The organism is Propionicimonas sp. (assembly GCF_047606205.1).
Taxonomy (GTDB): domain Bacteria; phylum Actinomycetota; class Actinomycetes; order Propionibacteriales; family Propionibacteriaceae; genus Propionicimonas.
This window is the reverse complement of record NZ_JASGES010000174.1, coordinates 1-17,770: the sequence shown is the minus strand read 5'-3', so window position 1 is coordinate 17,770 and position 17,770 is coordinate 1. Positions and strand designations below refer to the sequence as shown.

Below are 17,770 nucleotides of genomic sequence, written 5' to 3'. Positions count from 1 at the left end.
GCGGGCACCACGAAACGCCTACTGATCAAGCCGGATCGGTGAACGAGACGGGCTTGCCGATGGCGCGGGCATACGCGATCTCCCTGGTCGTGGACTCGCCGACATACCCGCCCGGGTTGACGATCAGAACTCTGTCGGCCAGGTCGATCTTGCGCAGGTGGAGGGCATCCAGCGCGGTCTTCTGTTCGTGAGTGATCAGCTCGCCCGCCTCTCCTGGCGCGACGACGATGACACCCGCAAGGGTCAGTTCACGGTTCGACGCACGCATCTCGTCCGCAAACCGCATGGAGCCACAGAGGCAGACGATCTCAGGTCGACTCCACCGCACCGAGGTGGTCAAGACGTCCATGAGGTCGGCGACTCCGTCCCTGGGGTGCTTGTCCATACGGGACGCTGTCCTGGCTTGATGGGCGACTCGAGGCTCTGGCCGCCCGGCACATCGCGATCAGCCCGATGACGCCGCCGATGGTGTAGAAGGCTCCCAGGGTCCAGTAGAGGATGGAATGCCACCAGGGGGCGTCCGGGGCGGCGAATCCACCGGGGTAGACGAACCAGATCAGTCCAGAGGGGACGCCGTCGACGGGCCAGGCGAACAGGGCCAAGCCAACGGCGAGCAGGACGGCGGCGGCAGACTTGATCGTTGGTCGCCTGGAGGCAGCCCATACGAGCAGTGGGGCAGCTGAGATCCAGTGCGGTGTCCAGGACAGAGGCGAAACGAGAAGGATCGTCAGCGACAGGGCACCGAACGTTGCCACGTCGCCGAGCCGGCTGCGACGAAGTTGGCGCAGCGCGCCGAACACGACGCCCAGGACCACGATCACCCACGCGAACCCGACGAGCCGAGGATTCCAGCCGAGGGCGGCGGCGGCTCGGTCCGTGACGCCAAGGAGCGCTTGATTGCCCAAGTGCGCCGGCCCGATCCGGCTCTGAAAGACCGTGCTGGTCCAGTAGTCGAGCGTGTTGCGCGGGAAGAGAGCCCACGACAGGGCGATCGTCGCGACGAAGGAGGCTCCCGAGTTGAGCGCTGCCCGCCGTTGCCCGCTGACGAGATAGTAGACGGCCAGGAGGGCGGGGGTGAGCTTGACCCCTGCCATCGCCCCGGTGAGCGCGCCCTTCCAGCGGTTGTTGTCGGGCAGCGTGAAGTCCAGCAGGGCGATGGCGGCGATGATGGCGTTCACCTGGCCCATCTGCAGGTTCTGCTGCATGGGCTCACTCACCAGCAGCACAGCAGCGCAGGCGATGGTGAGGGGATGGATCCATACCCGGGAGACGGTCTTGGCGGCAGATCGCCAACACAGCACCCCCAGGGCAGCGAGATTGATGACGCTCATCGCAATCTTGGCTGCGAGGAGCGGAATGGCGGCGATGGGCCAGAGCGCGAGAAGAGCAAAGGGTGGGTAGAGGAACGGCAGCGACGCAGACGTGAAGCCGCCGTCATACACACCATTGCCTGCGAACGCCGACAGCGAGGCTTCCCGGAAGACCTGCATGTCGATCATCGTCCACCGCATCGACGGGTCGATCACGGTCTGGATGATGTGCCACAGGATTGCGGCGGCGAGTGCCAGATACGCGGCAACGAGGACGATGTGACGAGACAAGGGGGTGGGTAAGGGAGGAATGGCAGTCTCCTGTTCGTCGGTGCCGGCCGTGCCGACTGACGGGTCCAGTGGCGCGGCCGGCTAGGGTGGGCGCTCAGCAGTTCCCGATGGCGTCGGCCTTCTCGCCACCGTCGCCCCACACGCTCGCCGTCTTGTTGTTGCTCAGAACGAAGACGTAGGCCTTGGAGCCGCTGCTCCAGTCGATGAGGCACAGGCGCTTGCCGCTGGCGTTGTAGAACTTGTTCACGTAGTCGACGTATCCGGTCGGCAGATCCCAGTAGTTGTCGTTGGTGAACTTGTGGCAGGTGTTGTCCCCGTTGCGGTTCTGGACACCCGCGTAGCCAGTGGCACAGGGACCTTGAGATGCTTGGGCCGGTGCGGCGATCGTGATGGCCGATCCGACGGCCACCACGGTGGCCGTAACGATGCCGCCCAGGATTCGCTTCAACATGATGTTCCTCTCCCTCTCTTGTTGTGGCTGGGCATCCGCGGATGAGCGCTCAACTCAGGGGCGACTGGATTCCGGCCGGCAGAGTCCGCTGGATGGAGCGTCGCTGATCAACATAGAAACGAAACGGTCCTGTTTGGTCTGAGCGGATGGGCGCTAGCCACTTGCCGATTCCGGTGCGGCAAAGATCGCCCATCTGGGTGAACTACCTTGCCCTCGAGCACAAGTTTCCTTGCGCCTCCTGAACGGCGGGCCAGAAGGGGTCAGTGGTGTCCAGGTCTGCTGGCGAGGCAATTGGCCAGAGGGGTAGGCCTAGTGGGGGCAGCCTGGCCAAGAAGGCAGGAGGGTGCAGATGTTCTGGGGCGAGGCCGCGTTCCCGGGCGCTGCATGGCCTCAGGTGCGGCCAGTCCAGACAGAAGCAGGACCACGACGACTAGGGCACCAATCCGAATGCGGGAGGTGGGATGGCTGTGGAGACTATTCGCAAGCGTCATGGCGGGGAGTCTTTGGTACCCGCCCGGGATCGCGGCGTCGCGTCAACCAGAACTAGCCGCATGGAATCGGAGCACCGCTGCGTTCTGGCCAAAGGGCTAGACATAAAGGCACCGGTGCCTAGCCGAATGGCTAGCCTGTACGCCAGGAAGCCACCCTGACGCTCACGGGTGCAACCCTTCGGCTACCGACGTTCCTGCCGCAGGATCGATCCGGTCGGTCCGCAACGGAACGGAGGAGTTGGGCGATGCGCATGCTTGCCCCAGGGCGATTGGAGATCGCGCTGTCGGCCCTCCTGGCTGCCGTTGTCGTGCTCGTGAGCTGGCGGACCGGCAACCCGTGGGCAGTAGCACGAGACCTTGCTGCGAGCGCGACCGCGGCGTGTGTCGTCCGATGGCCACGGGCGGCGAGCGTGGCACTGGCAGGCTTGCTGGCCACCTACCTCGTCACACCACGGGACTGGATCACATTCGGCGAGTACGCAGCCCTGATCCCGGTTCTCAGCGCAAGCATCACCGGGAACAGAACCCGGCGGAATGTCACCACGGCTGGCTATCTGCTGCTGTTCGTCGGGCTCCAGCACCACGACTATCCAGACGACATCCTCCTGATCGTGTACGGCGCCGCCGTCTGGGCGGTGTTGTTCGCCGGCGTGTGGCTGATCGGGGATACTGTTGCGGTCCGGGTCAAAGCCCAGCGAGACTCAGCGGAACTGCGGTTGGCCCAGCAGCGCATCGCCCTCGCCAGGCAGCTTCATGACACCGTGATGAGAAGCCTCACCCGCCTGACCCTGTCGGTGCAGCTGGCTGGGGCCGAGGCGGAGGGCGAACGAGCAGAACAGCTGCAGTCGGTGGCGCTGGATCTCCATCAGACAGCCACAGAACTGCGATGGATGCTGGCCGTGCTCCGGGAGGGCCACTCGCTCGGCACTGCCACGGAGCACCCGGATTCGATGAACGAGCTACTGCAGTCGTTCACACAGAGAGTTCGACGTCGGGGGCTGACCGTGACCCTCTCGGTCGATGGCAGTATCGAAGACGTCCCTTCGACGGTGACAGAGGTCATGGCGCCGGTGATCGACGAGATCGAGGCGAACATCGAGCGGTACGCCGAGCCGGCCAGCGCTTGCGCAACCATCGTGAGCGCGACCAACACAGCACTGGAGATAGTGTTCATCAACCGTGTGGCTGAGACTCGTCCGCCGCAAACCGGCCCTGCGCTCGGTCTGATCGGCATGCAGGAACACCTCGCTCCGGTTGGTGGCGAGCTCTCCGCTCGCCAGGAAGGCACGCAATGGGTAGCCAGAGTCCTCGTCCCGATACCCGCGACCCGGCAGTCCGGGTAGCGATCATTGATGACGACCTGTTTGTCCGCACCGCCCTCGCTGCACTCCTGGGACGGGGCGACGGGGTCGAAGTTGTCGGAGCGTACCCGACCGGGCTCGATGCGCTTGATGCACTCAGGGATGAACCCCCCGGAGTCTTCCTGATCGACATAGCCATGCCCGAGCCCGACGGCGTCCAGACCACACGAATGATCAGGGATGCGATTCCGTCGGCGAAGGTCATGGCCCTCACCTCGGTGTCCACCCAACAGGCGGCCTCCGACATGATCAGCGCCGGGGCCGCCGGCTTCATCATGAAGGACACGCCCGTTGCCGCGATGCTCGATTCGATCCGTGCGGTCGGTGCGGGACTCTCTGTCCTGTCGGCCCCAGCCACCGAGCTCATCGCCACCATGTCGGACCAGCCCGACGCGACGACCCTCACCGACGGCGAGCGCGCAGTGCTCCGCCTCGTCGCGCAAGGGTTCACCAACGCGGAGATCGCACCCAAGGTGTTCCTCACCACCTCGACCGTCAAGTACCACGTCGCAGCGCTCATGACGAAGCTCTCCGCGCGCAACCGGGTCATGCTCGCTGTCCGCGCGCACGAGATGGGCATCCGCTAGTTCGATCCGTCCGCCGTGCACGGCCCCCAGGTGTCGGCAGCCACGGCGGCGCGCACATCACGACTCCCTCCGAACGAGGATGACAGACCCGGCCAGAGCTGCTGGACAGACGTTCGGTTCTTGTGCACGGATTCTCATCCGGACGAGCAGGGTCGATGCGCCCGGTTTCGCCGAAGAAATGTCAGAGCCGGGTGTTTGGATGGGTTCATGGTCGAGACGGTGATCGAGCGCCTGGCTCCGGCGATGGAGCGGCTGCGGAGCGCCGTCGCCACGGAGACCGCCGCCCAGATTGCGAAGGCGCAGGCCATCCTCGACCTCGCCCTGGCGGGTGACTGGCTCGAGGGCGACGAGTTCGAGCTGGTCGGGCAGCGGCCGGTCCGCATCGGTGGGGACGGCACACCGCTGGTCGACGAGAGCCTGCCACTGGAGATCGCCGCGCTGCTGGGCATCTCGGTGACCGGCGCCACATTCCTGATCCGGGACGTGGTGAACCTGCACAGCCGGTTCCCGTCGATATGGACGGGGATGTCCGACGGCCGGGTGCCGTTGTGGCGGGCCCGGCAACTGACCCAACTCGCGGACACCTTCGACCTCGGCTACGCCGAATGCCTGCGCGTGGACGGCCTGGTCGAGCCCTGCCTGGGCCGGCTGGGCTGGGGGCGGGTGCTGGCCCGGTTCCGCGCGGCGGTCATCCAGGTCGCCCCCGCCAAGGTCACCGCCCACGCCGACCGGTCCCGCCGGTCCCGGTACGTCCACACCGGGGTGTCGCAGGAGGATCCGTCCCTGGCCTGGATGTCGGCGCTGGCCGACACCGCCGACGTCAAGGCGTTCGAGCACCTGCTCGGGCTGGTCACGAAAGCGCTGGTCGAGGCCGGTGATCCCGATCCGATCGACGTGGTGCGCTCCAGGGCCCTGGGCAGGATGGCCGACCCCGAAGGCGTCCTGGCCCTGCTGGACGGCGTCGACGACTCCACCCCTGCCGCGCAGCGGGCCGAGAAGCCCAGCCGCCGCCGGCACGCCCCGACCGCGCAGGTGTTCGTGCACGTCGGCTCCGACCTGCTCGAGGACGGCGGTCCCGCCCGGGTCGAGAAGATCGGCCCGATCCTCGTGGACGAACTGAGCCACCTCGTCGGCCACCATCGCATCAGGCTCACCCCGGTGGTGTACGTCAACGGCGCTCCCGAACCGGCCGTGGACGCCTACCACATCCCCGAACCGATCCGGGAGTCCGTGCTCGCCAGGGACCGGTTCAAGGTGTTCCCGTACTCCTCGCGAGAGGCACGCGGCTGCGATCTGGACCACACCGTCGCCTACGTCGGGGGAACGCCGGGACAGACCCGGCCGTCCAACCTCGGCCCGCTCACCCGACGGGCGCACCGCGGCAAGACCCACGCCGGCTGGACGCTCGACCAGCCCCGCCCCGGCGTCTTCCGGTGGACCTCGCCCCGGGGCCAGACCTACCGCGTCGGGCCCGACGGCACCACGAACCTCACGGCCGGGTCCGGGTGACCAGCGATGGTTGGATGGAGCCGTGCGAGCAGTGGTGCAGAGGGTCGGTCGGGCCAGCGTGAGCGTCGACGGCGAGATCGTCGGCGCGATCCGGACGCCCGGCCTGCTCGTCCTGCTGGGGGTCACCCACACCGACTCCGCAGGGATCGCCGACCGGCTGGCGGAGAAGACCTGGCACCTGCGGATCCTCGACGGTGAACGCAGCTGCGCCGACCTCGGCGCACCCCTTCTCGTGGTCAGCCAATTCACGCTGTACGCCGACACCCGCAAAGGCCGGCGCCCGTCATGGAACGCCGCGGCGCCCGGCGCGGTCAGCGAACCCCTAGTCGAGGCCTATGTGGACGCGCTCCGCCGCAGGGGCGCCGAAGTACAGACCGGACGCTTCGGCGCGCACATGGAGGTTTCGCTGCTGAACGACGGCCCGGTGACCCTGATCCTCGACGTCGATGCCTAGCCGTCCCTGAGCGCTCCGGCACGACAGGAGCCCCGGGCCACTATTGTTGGCGCTGGTCATCCGCTGAGACAGCCGTTCGGGAGGTGGACGTGGCGCAACTTCTGCTGGTCAGCAACGAGGTCGCCGGCGGCACTCCCGCCGAGCGCTCGCTACCGGTGCTCGCCCTGCTGTCCCACGACATCCTGGGGGTCGCCGCCGATACCCAGGCCCTCACCGAGTCCGCCCGGTCCGATCTCGTCGTCCTGGACGGGCGTGCCGACCTCGCCGGGGCCAGGATGATGGCTCGGCTGTTCCAGTCCTCCGGTTCGACCGTCCCGCTCCTGCTCGTGCTCAAGGAGAGCGGCATGGCGGCCGTGGCCGCCGACTGGGGTCTGTCCGACCTGGTCCTGGAGTCGGCCGGTCCCGCCGAGTTCGAGGCCAGGATCCGGCTGCTGGTGAGTTCGACGGCCAACGACGGGCTGATCTCCGCCGGCGGCATCGTGATCGACGACGCCGCGTACTCGGTGATGCTGAACGGCGAGCCCCTCGACCTCACCTACACCGAGTTCGAGCTGCTGAAGTACCTCGTGCAGCATCCCGGACGTGTCTTCAGCCGGGAGCACCTGCTCGCCGACGTCTGGGGCTACGACTACTACGGCGGCACGCGGACGGTGGACGTCCACGTCCGGCGGCTGCGGGCCAAGCTCGGCCCCGAGCACGAGGCGCTGATCGGCACCGTCCGCAACGTCGGCTACCGGTTCTCCCCCGACACCGCCCGCCGCTGAGCCACTCCGCTCTCTGGTCCCACGGGCTCCTCCCATCCGTCCCACCCGGCCGGTGTGCCCCCGAAACGCGGCCTGGCTCCCGGAATGCGGGGAGCACGGCCGCTTTTCGGGAGCAGGAACGGCGCGAACCGGGACCGGGGACTCCGGCCTCGTCGACCGGTCGCTCGTCGCGGCGTCCATGTCGGCGGCTAGCCTGACAGACGTGTGGACGAATCGACTCACCGCGACCCAGGCCCAGCAGGTGCTGGCCCTCGCCGGACGCGCGGCGGCGGCCGACGGGACGCCACCGCTCAACGAGGAGGCGCACTTCGCTCTCGGCGACGCGTCGGCCGGGCACCTGCTCGACCACGACGACGAGCCGCGCGGCTACCTGCAGTGGCACCCCGGCTACCGAACGGCGCAGCTGGTGGTCGATCCGGCGCACCGGGGCCACGGGATCGGGCGCGGGCTGCTCGGCCGGCTCGCCGCGGACCACGGGCACGACTGGGCGGTCTGGGCCTTCGGCGATCTCCCGCCCGCGCAGGGCCTCGCGTCCGCCCTCGGCCTGGCTCCCCGTCGGGGCCTGCTGATCATGGAGCGCGGCCTGGCCGGCGTCGAACCGCCGGCGGTTCCCGACGGGCTCACGCTGCGCGGCTACACCGACGCAGACGCGGACGCACTGCTGGCCGTCAACGCCGCCGCGTTCGCCCACCATCCGGAGCAGGGGGCGCTGGACGCGCACGGCCTGGCCGCCCGCACCGCGGAGCCGTGGTTCGACCCCGACGGGCTCATTCTCGGCGTCGATGCCGAGGGACTGGCCGGCTTCCACTGGACCAAGCGGCAGGACGCCGGCACCGGCGAGGTGTACGTGGTCGGGGTGGCCCCCCGCGCGCAGGGCAGGGGCTACGGAACAGTGCTGCTCCAGGCCGGTCTGGCCCATCTGCGCAGCCGCGGTGCTGACCACGTCCTGCTGTACGTCGACATGGCCGAGCCGGTAGCGGTAAGAATGTACGAAAGCGCGGGGTTCCGCGTCGCTCACCGCGACGTCCTCTACGCGCCCGAGCACGGATCCGTGCAGAAGCAGGAGCAGCCATGACGTCCGTCGACGAGGAAGAGGACACCTTCGAGCTGGACGGCGCCGACCTTCCTGCCGATCGGTTCTCCGACCGGGAGCTGTCGTGGCTCGCCTTCAACAACCGCGTGCTCGACCTGGCCAAGGACGCGAAGCGCGTCCCGCTGCTGGAGCGGGCGAAGTTCCTGGCGATCTTCTCCTCGAACCTGGACGAGTTCTTCATGGTCCGGGTCGCGGGTCTCAAGCGCCGGCTCGCAGCCGGCGTGGCCGTGGCCAGCAGCTCGGGCCTGATGCCCAGGGAACTGCACGACGCGATCCTGTCCCGCACCCGCGAGCTGGTCAGCGAGCAGGCGCGCGTGTTCGCCGAGGAGATCCGGCCTGCGCTCGCCGAGCACGACATCCGGATCCTGCGCTGGGACGAGCTCACCGAGGACGAGCGCCGGCAGATGACCGACCTCTTCGAGAACCGGATCTTCCCCGTCCTCACCCCGCTGGCCGTCGACCCCTCGCACCCGTTCCCCTACATCTCCGGCCTGAGCGTGAACCTCGCGGTGCTGCTGCGCAACCCGGTCACCGGGGTGCGCCAGTTCGCGCGGGTGAAGGTGCCCACGATCCTGTCCCGGTTCGTTCCGCTGGGCGGCGGCCGCTTCGTCCCGCTGGAGGACGTGATCGCCCGCCATCTCGACCAGCTCTTCTCCGGCATGCAGATCCTCGGCCACAGCACCTTCCGGGTCACCCGCAACGAGGACGTGGAGGTCGAGGAGGACGACGCGGAGAACCTGCTGTTCGCCCTGGAGAAGGAACTCCTGCGCCGCAAGATCGGACGCCCGCCGGTGCGCCTCGAGGTCGAGGACGACATCGACGAGGTGATGCTCGACCTGCTGGTCAGCGAACTCGACATCAGCGAGAAGGAGGTCTTCCGGGTGCCGAGCCCGCTGGACCTGCGCGGGCTGTTCTCGATCGCCGACCTCGACCGTGAGGCGCTGCTGTACCCGTCCTTCCTGCCCAAGACCCACCCGGAACTGGCCGAGGTCGAGACCGCCCAGCCCGCGGACCTGTTCGCGGCCCTGAAGAACCGCGAGGTGCTGCTCCACCATCCGTACGACTCGTTCGCGACCTCCGTCCAGCGGTTCATCGAGCAGGCAGCCGCCGACCCGGCCGTGCTGGCGATCAAGCAGACGCTGTACCGCACCTCGGGTGACAGCCCGATCATCGACGCCCTGGTCGAGGCCGCACAGGCGGGCAAGCAGGTGCTCGCCCTCGTCGAGATCAAGGCCCGCTTCGACGAGCAGGCCAACATCGCCTGGGCGCGCAAGCTGGAGAAGGCCGGCTGTCACGTCGTCTACGGCATGCTCGGGCTGAAGACCCACTGCAAGCTGTCCCTGGTGGTCCGCGAGGAGCCGGCCGGGCTGCGCCGCTACGTGCACATCGGCACCGGCAACTACAACCCGAAGACCGCCCGGATGTACGAGGACATGGGCCTGCTGACCTCGAACACCGTGATCACCGACGATGTCGCCCGGCTGTTCAACCACCTGTCCGGGATGGCGCAGGAGACCCACTACAAGCGCCTCCTGGTGGCGCCCCACGGCGTCCGGCGCGGCCTCGTCGAGAACATCAACACCGAGATCCTCAACCACAGGAAGGGGCTGCCCGCCGGGGTACGGATCAAGGTCAACTCGGTCGTCGACGAGGCAGTGACGGACGCTCTGTACCGCGCGTCCCAGGCCGGCGTGCCGGTCGACCTGTGGGTGCGCGGCATCTGCACCGTCCGTCCGGGCGTGCCGGGGCTGAGCGAGAACATCAGGGTCCGCAGCATCCTGGGCCGCTTCCTCGAGCACAGCCGGCTGTTCTGGTTCGCGAACGGCGGCGACCCGCGGGTCGGGATCGGCTCCTCCGACCTGATGCACCGCAACCTCGATCGCCGGGTCGAGGTGATCGTCGGGCTGAACAACCCCCGGCACATCGCGCAGATCGAGGGCCTGTTCGACCTCGCCTTCGACGAGGCCACCGCGTCGTGGTGGCTCGAGGGCGACACGTGGACACAGCGCACGCTGGACGCCGCCGGGGAGCCGCTGCTGGACATCCAGGAGCACCTGATCGCGACCATGGGCCAGCGCCGGGCCGTCGAGCGGTAGGCGATGGCGAGCAATCCGACCAAGCGGATCACCGCCGCCGGCACGGTCGCGCTCCGCACCGGTGCGGACGGCCAGCAGGAGGTCCTGCTCGTGCACCGTCCCCGCTACCGCGACTGGAGCCTTCCCAAGGGCAAGATCATGGCCGACGAGTACCTGCCCGGCTGCGCGGTGCGGGAGACCCGCGAGGAGACCGCGGTCACGGTCGAACTGGGCGTGCCGCTGGACCCGATCGGATATCCGGTCGACAACGGCGCCAAGAAGGTCTACTACTGGCGGGCGTCCGCGGTGAAGGAGCGCCGGCACGCGCCCGACGACGAGGTCGACGAGGTGGCCTGGCTCCCGGTCGCCCTCGCCATGGATGTGATCACCTACCACGACGAGCGGCCGGTACTGCAGCAGGCGATGGAGATGCCGACGTCCACCCCGCTGGTGGTGGTGCGGCACGCGAAGGCCATGCTGCGCGCGAACTGGTCCGGACGAGACCAGGCCCGTCCACTGGACGAACGGGGACGCAGGCAGAGCCGGCTGCTGGTCCCGCTCCTGGAGGCGTACGGGGTGCGCAAGCTGGCGTCCTCGACGTCCGTGCGGTGCCAGAAGACACTGCAGCCCTACGCCAAGGCGCAGCGGCTCGAGGTGGACGGCTGGACGACCCTGTCCGAGGAGCAGGCGGCCAAGGACGCCAAGGCCGTCTCGACGCTGATGAGACGGCTGGTGAAGCAGACCGCGGCCGACGGCGTGCCGACGGCGATCTGCGGTCACCGTCCGGTGCTCCCGCTGATGCTGGAGGCGATCGGCGTCCCGGCCCGGTCGCTCCAGCCGGGGGCAGCGGTCGTGGCCCACCTCGGCCCGGACGCCGACGTCGTCGCCGTCGAGTTCCACAAGCCCAGGATCTGACCGGGAAGCCTCTGCCCGGGTCGCTCCGCGGGCCGGAGCCCGCCTCGGCCGTTCCTCAGGCGGACGGCGGTGCGGCGCTGCCGCGGACCACCAGCCGGGGCTCAAGGACCAGGTGCTGGGTGGACGGCGCCCCGGTCTCGATCAGATCGAGCAGGAGGCCGACACTCAGCCGTCCGATCTCGTCGAAGTCCTGGCGGATGGTGGTCAGGCCGGGGCTGAAGAACTCCGCTTCGGGATCGTCGTCGAAGCCGACCAGGCTGACGTCCTCGGGGCAGCGCAGCCCGAGTTCGTGCATCGCGTGCAACGCGCCGAGCGCCATCGCGTCGTTCGCGACGAAGATCGCCGTCACGCCGGGATGCGCCAACACCTCGCACGCCGCCGCGTAGCCCGACGCCGCCGACCAGTCGCCGGCGACCTGCGGCGCCTCAGGCGCCCCCGCGCCGGCCAGGGCCTCCCGCCAGCCCCGCACACGTTCCGCGCTCTCGTACCAGTCCTCGGGACCGGAGATGTGCCACACCGTGCGGTGGCCCAACCCGAGCAGGTGCGCGGTCGCCTGCTGCGCTCCCCTGCGGTTGTCGACGGTCACCAGCGGGTACTGGCCGGGGACGCCGGCGTGGATCGCGACCAGCGGCAGGTCGGGCGAACGGTCGAACAGCGCGGCCTCCGACATCAACGGCTGGAGCAGGATCACCCCGTCCGCGGACCGTGACCGCAGCAGGTTCACCCCGGTCTCGACGGCGGTCCGGTCGGGCTGGGTCAGGTGCGTGATCGTCACCGAGTAGTCCCGCGCGCTGGCGGCCTTCTCGATGCCGCCCAGCGCCGCCCGCGGGCCGTACAGCGTCGTGTCGACGGTGAGGACGCCGATGCTGCGGGACCGGCCGCTCGCCAGGCCTCGAGCCAGCATGTTCGGCCGGTAGTCGAGGGCCTCCATCGCCTCGCGAACGCGGGCTCGCGTCCCCGCGGCCACCTTCGCGTGCCCGTTGATCACGCGGGAGACCGTCATCGTGGAGACACCGGCCATCCGCGCGACGTCCGTGAGCGTCGCTGCCCGGTTCCCCGAAACGCCGCCCGCAACGACGTCGTTCATGGGTGTTAGCGTATTACACCCCCAGCGCCACAGACCGGCCGCCGCCGCGCGCGCCCCCGAGATCCGTCCCGCCTCGTCCCGCAGTCCCGGGGCGGACACGCCGCCGTGGGGAAAGCCTCCGCCGCCGTTCACCCGGCGTTCACCCCTCCGACCCGGTCCGGTCAGAAAGGCTCCCTACTGTCGGCGGCAGAGCAACCGCTCGCCTGTGTACCCATCGAAGTCGAAGGAAAAGCGTGAGAATCAAGCCGATCGCCGCCGCAGTCCTGGTCACCGCGACCGCCCTGGCATTCGCCGGCTGTGCGACCAACGAGACCCCTGCCGCCGGCCCGTCCGCCAACACCGGCTCGAACGGGGCTGCCAGCGGCACCCTCACCGGCGTGGGCGCGAGCTCCCAGAAGGCCGCGCAGGAGAAGTGGGTGGCCGACTTCCAGACGGCCAACTCCTCCATCACCGTGAACTACTCCCCGGACGGCTCAGGCGCCGGGCGCTCCGCCTTCATCGCCGGCGCGGCCAACTTCGCCGGCTCCGACCGTCCGTTCAAGGACGAGGAGATGGGCGCGGGCAAGTTCGCCGGCTGCGCCGCCGACTCCAACGCGCTCAACCTGCCGGTCTACGTCTCCCCGATCGCGGTGATCTTCAACGTCGAGGGTGTGGACGAGCTCACTCTCGACCCCGACACCCTCGCCGGCATCTTCGCCGGCAAGATCACCAAGTGGAACGACGCGGCCATCGCGAAGACCAATCCCGACGCCAAGCTGCCCAACGCGGACATCACGGCCGTCCACCGCGCTGACGACTCGGGCACGACGAACAACTTCACCGACACCCTGAACAAGATCGCCCCGAACGTGTGGACGGCGCCCGCCGCCGACACCTTCCCCGCCGACTTCGGCGGCGAGGCGGCCAATGGCACCTCCGGCGTCGTCCAGGCCGTCACCAGCGGCACGAACACGATCGGCTACGCCGACGAGTCCGCGGCCGGCAAGCTCGGCATCGCCGGCCTGCTGATCGGCGGCAAGACCCTCAAGCCGTCCGCGGAGTCGGCCGCCGAGATCCTGGACAACTCCTCGACGATCGCCGGCCGTGACGCCAACGACCTCGCCTACACCCTGAACCGCACGGTCGACGGGGTGTACCCGGCGGTGCTCGTCTCCTACGCGATCGTCTGCCAGACCTACGCGGACTCCTCCGTCGGGTCCCTGGTGAAGAGCTACGTCTCCTACATCGCCTCGGCCGCTGGCCAGTCCGCTGCCGCTGAGGCCGCCGGCTCCGCCCCGCTGTCGAGCGCACTGCAGGCCAAGGTCAAGACCGCCATCGACTCGGTCAAGTGAGCTGAACCCAGTGACCCCACCCGTGGGCGGCGCCAGTGGTCCCACCGGCGCCGCCCCGCCACGTACATTGTCAGCAGCCCGCAGAAAGCAGGACGAGCCGATGACCCAGCAGGTTTCCGGGGAACCAGCGACCGCGCCCGGCCAGCCGGAGCCCCGCAACGGGGACGCTCCGGACCCGAGGCGTCCCGGTGAGTCGGTGTTCCGTGGCCTGGCCGTCGGCGCCGGGGTGCTGATCCTGGCCATCCTGGCCACGGTGGCCGCCTTCCTCCTCATCCAGGGTGCTCCCGCGCTGTTCGCCGACCCGGCGAAGCTGATCTCGCAGGGGTACGGGGAGTTCCTGCCGTGGGTGCTGCCCTACGCTTTCGGCACCATCTGGTCGGCGGTGCTCGCGCTGCTGATGGCCGTCCCGGTGTCGATCGGGATCGCGCTGTTCATCTCCCACTACGCGCCGCGCCGGCTCGCGCAGCCGTTGGGCTACGTGATCGACCTGCTGGCCGCCGTCCCGTCCGTCGTGTTCGGCCTGTGGGGCTCCCAGGTGCTCGCCACCGCCGTCCAGTCGCTCTACGTGTGGCTGAACGCCAACCTCGGCTTCATCCCCCTGTTCTCCGGCAAGGTCTCCGGCACCGGCCGGACGATCCTGACCGCGGCCATGGTGCTGGCGACGATGGTCCTGCCGATCATCACCAGCCTGTGCCGCGAGGTGTTCCTGCAGACCCCCAAGCTGCACGAGGAGGCCGCCCTGGCGCTCGGCGCCACCCGCTGGGAGATGATCAAGATGGCCGTGCTGCCGTTCGCCCGACCCGGCATCATCGCCGCGGTCATGCTCGGCCTCGGCCGCGCGCTGGGCGAGACCATGGCGGTCTCGATGGTGCTCTCGGGCGGACGCAACATCACCTTCGAGGTGCTGACCTCGGAGAACCCGAACTCGATCGCCGCGCAGATCGCCCAGAACTTCGCCGAGGCCTACGGGCTGAAGAACAACCAGCTGATCGCCGCCGGCCTGGTGCTGTTCCTGATCACCCTCGCGGTGAACATGATCGCCCGCTGGATCGTCGCGCGTCGCGCCGAGTACTCAGGAGCCAACTGATGTCCACGCTCACCCGGGCGCTTCCCGCCGAAGCGCTCACGGCCGGCCGGCTGCCCAGGTACACCGTTCCGGTTGCCATCGTGGCGAGCCTGCTGGTGGCGGTCGCCGTGGCCACGCTCGCCGGTGGTGGCAACCTCGGCCTGGCCGCCGTGCTCAGCTTCGTGATCTACCTCGTGGTGATGGAGGTGGCCGCCCGCGTCGTCGAAGGCTCCCGACAGGCCTCCGACCGGCGCGCCACCACCCTGGTCACCGGCGCGTTCCTGCTGGCCCTGGTCCCGCTGGTCTCGGTGTCGTGGGAAGCGATCAGCAAGGGCGTCGTCCGCTTCGACCTCGGCTTCTTCACCCAGTCGATGCGCAATGTCGTCGGCCCCGGCGGCGGCGCCGTCCATGCCATCTACGGCACCCTGTGGGTGACCGGCATGGCCAGCCTGATCTCGGTGCCGATCGGCCTGCTCACCTCGATCTACCTGTCCGAGTACGGACGCGGCGGACGGCTCGCGAAGTCGATCACCTTCTTCGTCGACGTCATGACGGGCATCCCGTCGATCGTCGCGGGCCTCGCCGCCTACTCGCTGATGGGCCTGCTGTTCGGGGCCGGCACCAAGAGCGCATTCTCGGGCAGCCTCGCGCTGTCGGTGCTGATGATCCCGGTCGTGGTGCGCTCGAGCGAGGAGATCCTGCGCCTGGTCCCCAACGAGCTGCGCGAGGCATCGCTGGCCCTCGGCGTGCCGAAGTGGCTGACGATCCTGCGGGTGGTGCTCCCGACCGCCATCTCCGGCCTGGTCTCGGGCGTCATCCTCGCCGTGGCGAGGGTGATCGGCGAGACCGCCCCCCTGCTGATCGCCGCGGGCTTCACCGCGTCGGTGAACAACAACCCGTTCGCCAATCCGATGATGACCCTGCCGGTCTTCGTCTACGACTCCTACGCCCGGCCCGGAACCGAGTTCCAGGTCTACTGGGACCGCGCGTGGGCCGGGGCGCTCACCCTGATCCTGATCGTGATGATCCTGAACCTCGTCGGGCGGCTGGTCGCCAGCCGCTTCGCACCCAAGACCGGACGCTGAGAAGAGAGCACGATGTCCAAGCGCATTGAAACCACCGACCTGAACGTCTACTACGGCAGCTTCCGCGCCGTCGAGGACGTGACGATGACCATCGAGCCGCGCTCGGTGACCGCGTTCATCGGCCCGTCCGGCTGCGGCAAGTCGACCTTCCTGCGGACGCTGAACCGCATGCACGAGGTCATCCCCGGCGCCCACGTCGAGGGCGAGGTGCTGCTGGACGGGGAGAACCTGTACGGCGCGGGCGTCGACCCGGTGCGGGTGCGCCGACAGGTCGGCATGGTGTTCCAGCGGCCCAACCCGTTCCCGACGATGTCGATCAAGGAGAACGTGCTGGCCGGGGTCACGCTGAACAACCAGCGGATGCCGAAGGGCCAGCAGGAGGAGCTCGTGGAGCGCTCGCTGCGCGGAGCCAACCTGTGGGAGGAGGTCAAGAACCGGCTCGAGCTGCCCGGGTCGGGGCTGTCCGGCGGCCAGCAGCAGCGGCTCTGCATCGCCCGCGCGATCGCCATGCAGCCCCAGGTGCTGCTGATGGACGAGCCGTGCTCCGCGCTCGACCCGATCTCCACCCTGGCCATCGAGGACCTGATCGGCGAGCTCAAGGAGCAGTACACGATCGTCATCGTCACCCACAACATGCAGCAGGCCGCGCGCGTCTCCGACGTGACGGCGTTCTTCAACATCGCCGGCACCGGCTCACCGGGCAAGCTGATCGAGTCCGGCCCGACCGACAAGATCTTCTCCGCCCCCGACGTGCAGGCCACCGAGGACTACATCTCCGGCCGCTTCGGCTGACCGACGCCCCCGGAGGCCTCCTTCATGCCGTGGCGCGGGCCGGCCGGGCGGCTCACAAGGTCGTCGCCTAGGATCGGCGCGTGAGCAGCAGCGCAGGGTGGTATCCGGATCCGGGCGGCCAGCCCGGTCTGTACCGGTGGTGGACCGGGAGCGCGTGGACGGCGTCCGTCACGCCGAACCCGCAGGGGACGCCGCCCCCGGACGGGCCCGGCTCCGCGCAGCCCACCGCGGGACCGCAGGCCGGCGGGTACCAGGGCTCGCGTCGCCGGTCCACCGGCTGGTGGGTGGCGGGTGGTGCCGCGCTCCTCGCCGTGGTCGTCGCGATCGTCCTGGTCATCCAGAGCCTGGGCGGCAGCGTCCCCGGGATTCCCGACATCACCGGCAACGGCCCGAGCAGCTCGAGCACGCCGAACATCTGCCCGCCGGCGTCCGACAGCACCCCCACCGCGACGGCGGACCCCAACTCCGGGTGGATCACCGGCGGAAAGCTCGCCTACCCCGCTCTCGACTCCCCGTGGGAGACCGGGTGGGACAACCGCGTCCCCTGGGGCTCACTGGCGATGATCCAGGAGGTCACCGACCAGGACAACTACGACGGGGAGGGCCACAGCTGGGTCGCCAGCATCCTGGTCAGCGACCTGTACGTCGGTGACGGCTTCGCCAGCACCAAGGTGGCGGCCGACACCGTGCTGAACTGCGTGCTGGGCACCTACTACGCCAACACCGTCGTCACGCCGGAGCAGATCAGCAGTGGCCAGCACAACGTCGACGGCCACACCGGCTGGCTGATCGAGACCCAGCTCAGCTTCGACATCCCCGGCCTGAACGCGAAGGGCGAGCGGGTGCTCCTCCTGGTCGTCCAGACCGGCGACGACGACTACAGCCTGTTCTACGCCTCGATCCCCGACACCCTCCCCGACCTGGTTCCGGACGCCAGAACGGCCATGTCCGAGCTGCAGGTGCAGTAGCCAGGCCGCCCTGCGGCTGGGTCCGGATCGCTCAGGCGCAGCTGGTGAGGCCGAGGGACGCCTTCAGCGCCAGCACCCGGGCTGCGGACTCGCCGACCCGGGCGGCCAGGGCCGGGTCGGCCGCGGCGGCCCTGCGGAGG

Annotated in this window: 17 protein-coding genes; 13 read left to right on the top strand and 4 right to left on the bottom strand. The window is 69.2% G+C overall.

The annotated features are described in order from the left end of the window. Positions 1–25: 25 nt before the first annotated feature. The 3 genes from QM633_RS10825 to QM633_RS10815 form a co-directional block, all read right to left on the bottom strand. Positions 26–286, bottom strand: a complete 261-nt coding sequence (locus QM633_RS10825; RefSeq protein WP_415153768.1) for a hypothetical protein — start codon at positions 284–286, stop codon at positions 26–28. Positions 287–308: 22 nt separating this feature from the next. Then, positions 309–1,601, bottom strand: a complete 1,293-nt coding sequence (locus QM633_RS10820; RefSeq protein WP_415153767.1) for a glycosyltransferase 87 family protein — start codon at positions 1,599–1,601, stop codon at positions 309–311. 94 nt (positions 1,602–1,695) lie between these two features. Next, the gene (locus QM633_RS10815; RefSeq protein WP_415153766.1) at positions 1,696–2,052 is read right to left on the bottom strand and encodes a hypothetical protein; all 357 of its coding nucleotides are present in this window, start codon (positions 2,050–2,052) and stop codon (positions 1,696–1,698) included. A gap of 901 nt (positions 2,053–2,953) precedes the next feature. Here QM633_RS10815 and QM633_RS10810 point away from each other — a divergent pair. The 8 genes from QM633_RS10810 to QM633_RS10775 all read left to right on the top strand — a co-directional run bounded on the left by QM633_RS10810 (position 2,954) and on the right by QM633_RS10775 (position 11,301). After that, a complete protein-coding gene (locus tag QM633_RS10810; protein ID WP_415153765.1) occupies positions 2,954–3,886 on the top strand; it encodes a sensor histidine kinase in 933 nt (310 codons plus the stop codon). Continuing rightward, a complete protein-coding gene (locus QM633_RS10805) occupies positions 3,835–4,491 on the top strand; it encodes a response regulator (protein WP_415153764.1) in 657 nt (218 codons plus the stop codon). Before QM633_RS10810 ends, QM633_RS10805 begins: the two co-directional genes overlap by 52 nt. Positions 4,492–4,698: 207 nt before the next feature. Then, on the top strand, positions 4,699–6,000 hold the full coding sequence (locus QM633_RS10800) for a hypothetical protein (protein WP_415153763.1): 1,302 nt from the start codon (positions 4,699–4,701) through the stop codon (positions 5,998–6,000). A 22-nt stretch (positions 6,001–6,022) separates the two neighbouring features. Beyond that, positions 6,023–6,454: a D-aminoacyl-tRNA deacylase gene (gene dtd / locus QM633_RS10795; RefSeq protein ID WP_415153762.1), complete on the top strand. Its 432-nt coding sequence runs from the start codon at positions 6,023–6,025 to the stop codon at positions 6,452–6,454. A gap of 89 nt (positions 6,455–6,543) precedes the next feature. Continuing rightward, positions 6,544–7,218: a response regulator transcription factor gene (locus tag QM633_RS10790; RefSeq protein ID WP_415153761.1), complete on the top strand. Its 675-nt coding sequence runs from the start codon at positions 6,544–6,546 to the stop codon at positions 7,216–7,218. A gap of 202 nt (positions 7,219–7,420) precedes the next feature. Then, a complete protein-coding gene (gene mshD, locus QM633_RS10785) occupies positions 7,421–8,293 on the top strand; it encodes a mycothiol synthase (RefSeq protein ID WP_415153760.1) in 873 nt (290 codons plus the stop codon). Further along, positions 8,290–10,407: an RNA degradosome polyphosphate kinase gene (locus QM633_RS10780; protein ID WP_415153759.1), complete on the top strand. Its 2,118-nt coding sequence runs from the start codon at positions 8,290–8,292 to the stop codon at positions 10,405–10,407. Before mshD ends, QM633_RS10780 begins: the two co-directional genes overlap by 4 nt. A gap of 3 nt (positions 10,408–10,410) precedes the next feature. Next, complete coding sequence (locus QM633_RS10775; protein WP_415153758.1) at positions 10,411–11,301, top strand: NUDIX hydrolase; 891 nt, start codon at positions 10,411–10,413, stop codon at positions 11,299–11,301. Positions 11,302–11,356: 55 nt separating this feature from the next. On the opposite strand, the gene QM633_RS10770 is transcribed toward QM633_RS10775, so the two are convergent. Further along, on the bottom strand, positions 11,357–12,388 hold the full coding sequence (locus QM633_RS10770) for a LacI family DNA-binding transcriptional regulator (protein ID WP_415153757.1): 1,032 nt from the start codon (positions 12,386–12,388) through the stop codon (positions 11,357–11,359). Between the two features lie 233 nt (positions 12,389–12,621). On the opposite strand from QM633_RS10770, the gene QM633_RS10765 reads away from it, so the two are divergent. From QM633_RS10765 to QM633_RS10745, 5 genes are all read left to right on the top strand, one after another. Continuing rightward, positions 12,622–13,719 (top strand): phosphate ABC transporter substrate-binding protein PstS, encoded by a 1,098-nt coding sequence (locus QM633_RS10765; RefSeq protein WP_415153756.1) that lies wholly within the window; start codon positions 12,622–12,624, stop codon positions 13,717–13,719. 100 nt (positions 13,720–13,819) lie between these two features. Continuing rightward, the gene (pstC, locus tag QM633_RS10760; RefSeq protein ID WP_415153755.1) at positions 13,820–14,806 is read left to right on the top strand and encodes a phosphate ABC transporter permease subunit PstC; all 987 of its coding nucleotides are present in this window, start codon (positions 13,820–13,822) and stop codon (positions 14,804–14,806) included. Then, positions 14,806–15,870, top strand: a complete 1,065-nt coding sequence (gene pstA / locus QM633_RS10755; RefSeq protein ID WP_415153754.1) for a phosphate ABC transporter permease PstA — start codon at positions 14,806–14,808, stop codon at positions 15,868–15,870. The genes pstC and pstA overlap by 1 nt, the downstream gene beginning before the upstream one ends. A gap of 12 nt (positions 15,871–15,882) precedes the next feature. Beyond that, positions 15,883–16,662, top strand: a complete 780-nt coding sequence (pstB, locus tag QM633_RS10750; RefSeq protein ID WP_415153753.1) for a phosphate ABC transporter ATP-binding protein PstB — start codon at positions 15,883–15,885, stop codon at positions 16,660–16,662. A gap of 80 nt (positions 16,663–16,742) precedes the next feature. Next, positions 16,743–17,630, top strand: coding sequence for a DUF2510 domain-containing protein (locus QM633_RS10745; RefSeq protein ID WP_415153752.1), 888 nt, complete (start codon positions 16,743–16,745; stop codon positions 17,628–17,630). Positions 17,631–17,770: the final 140 nt, after the last annotated feature.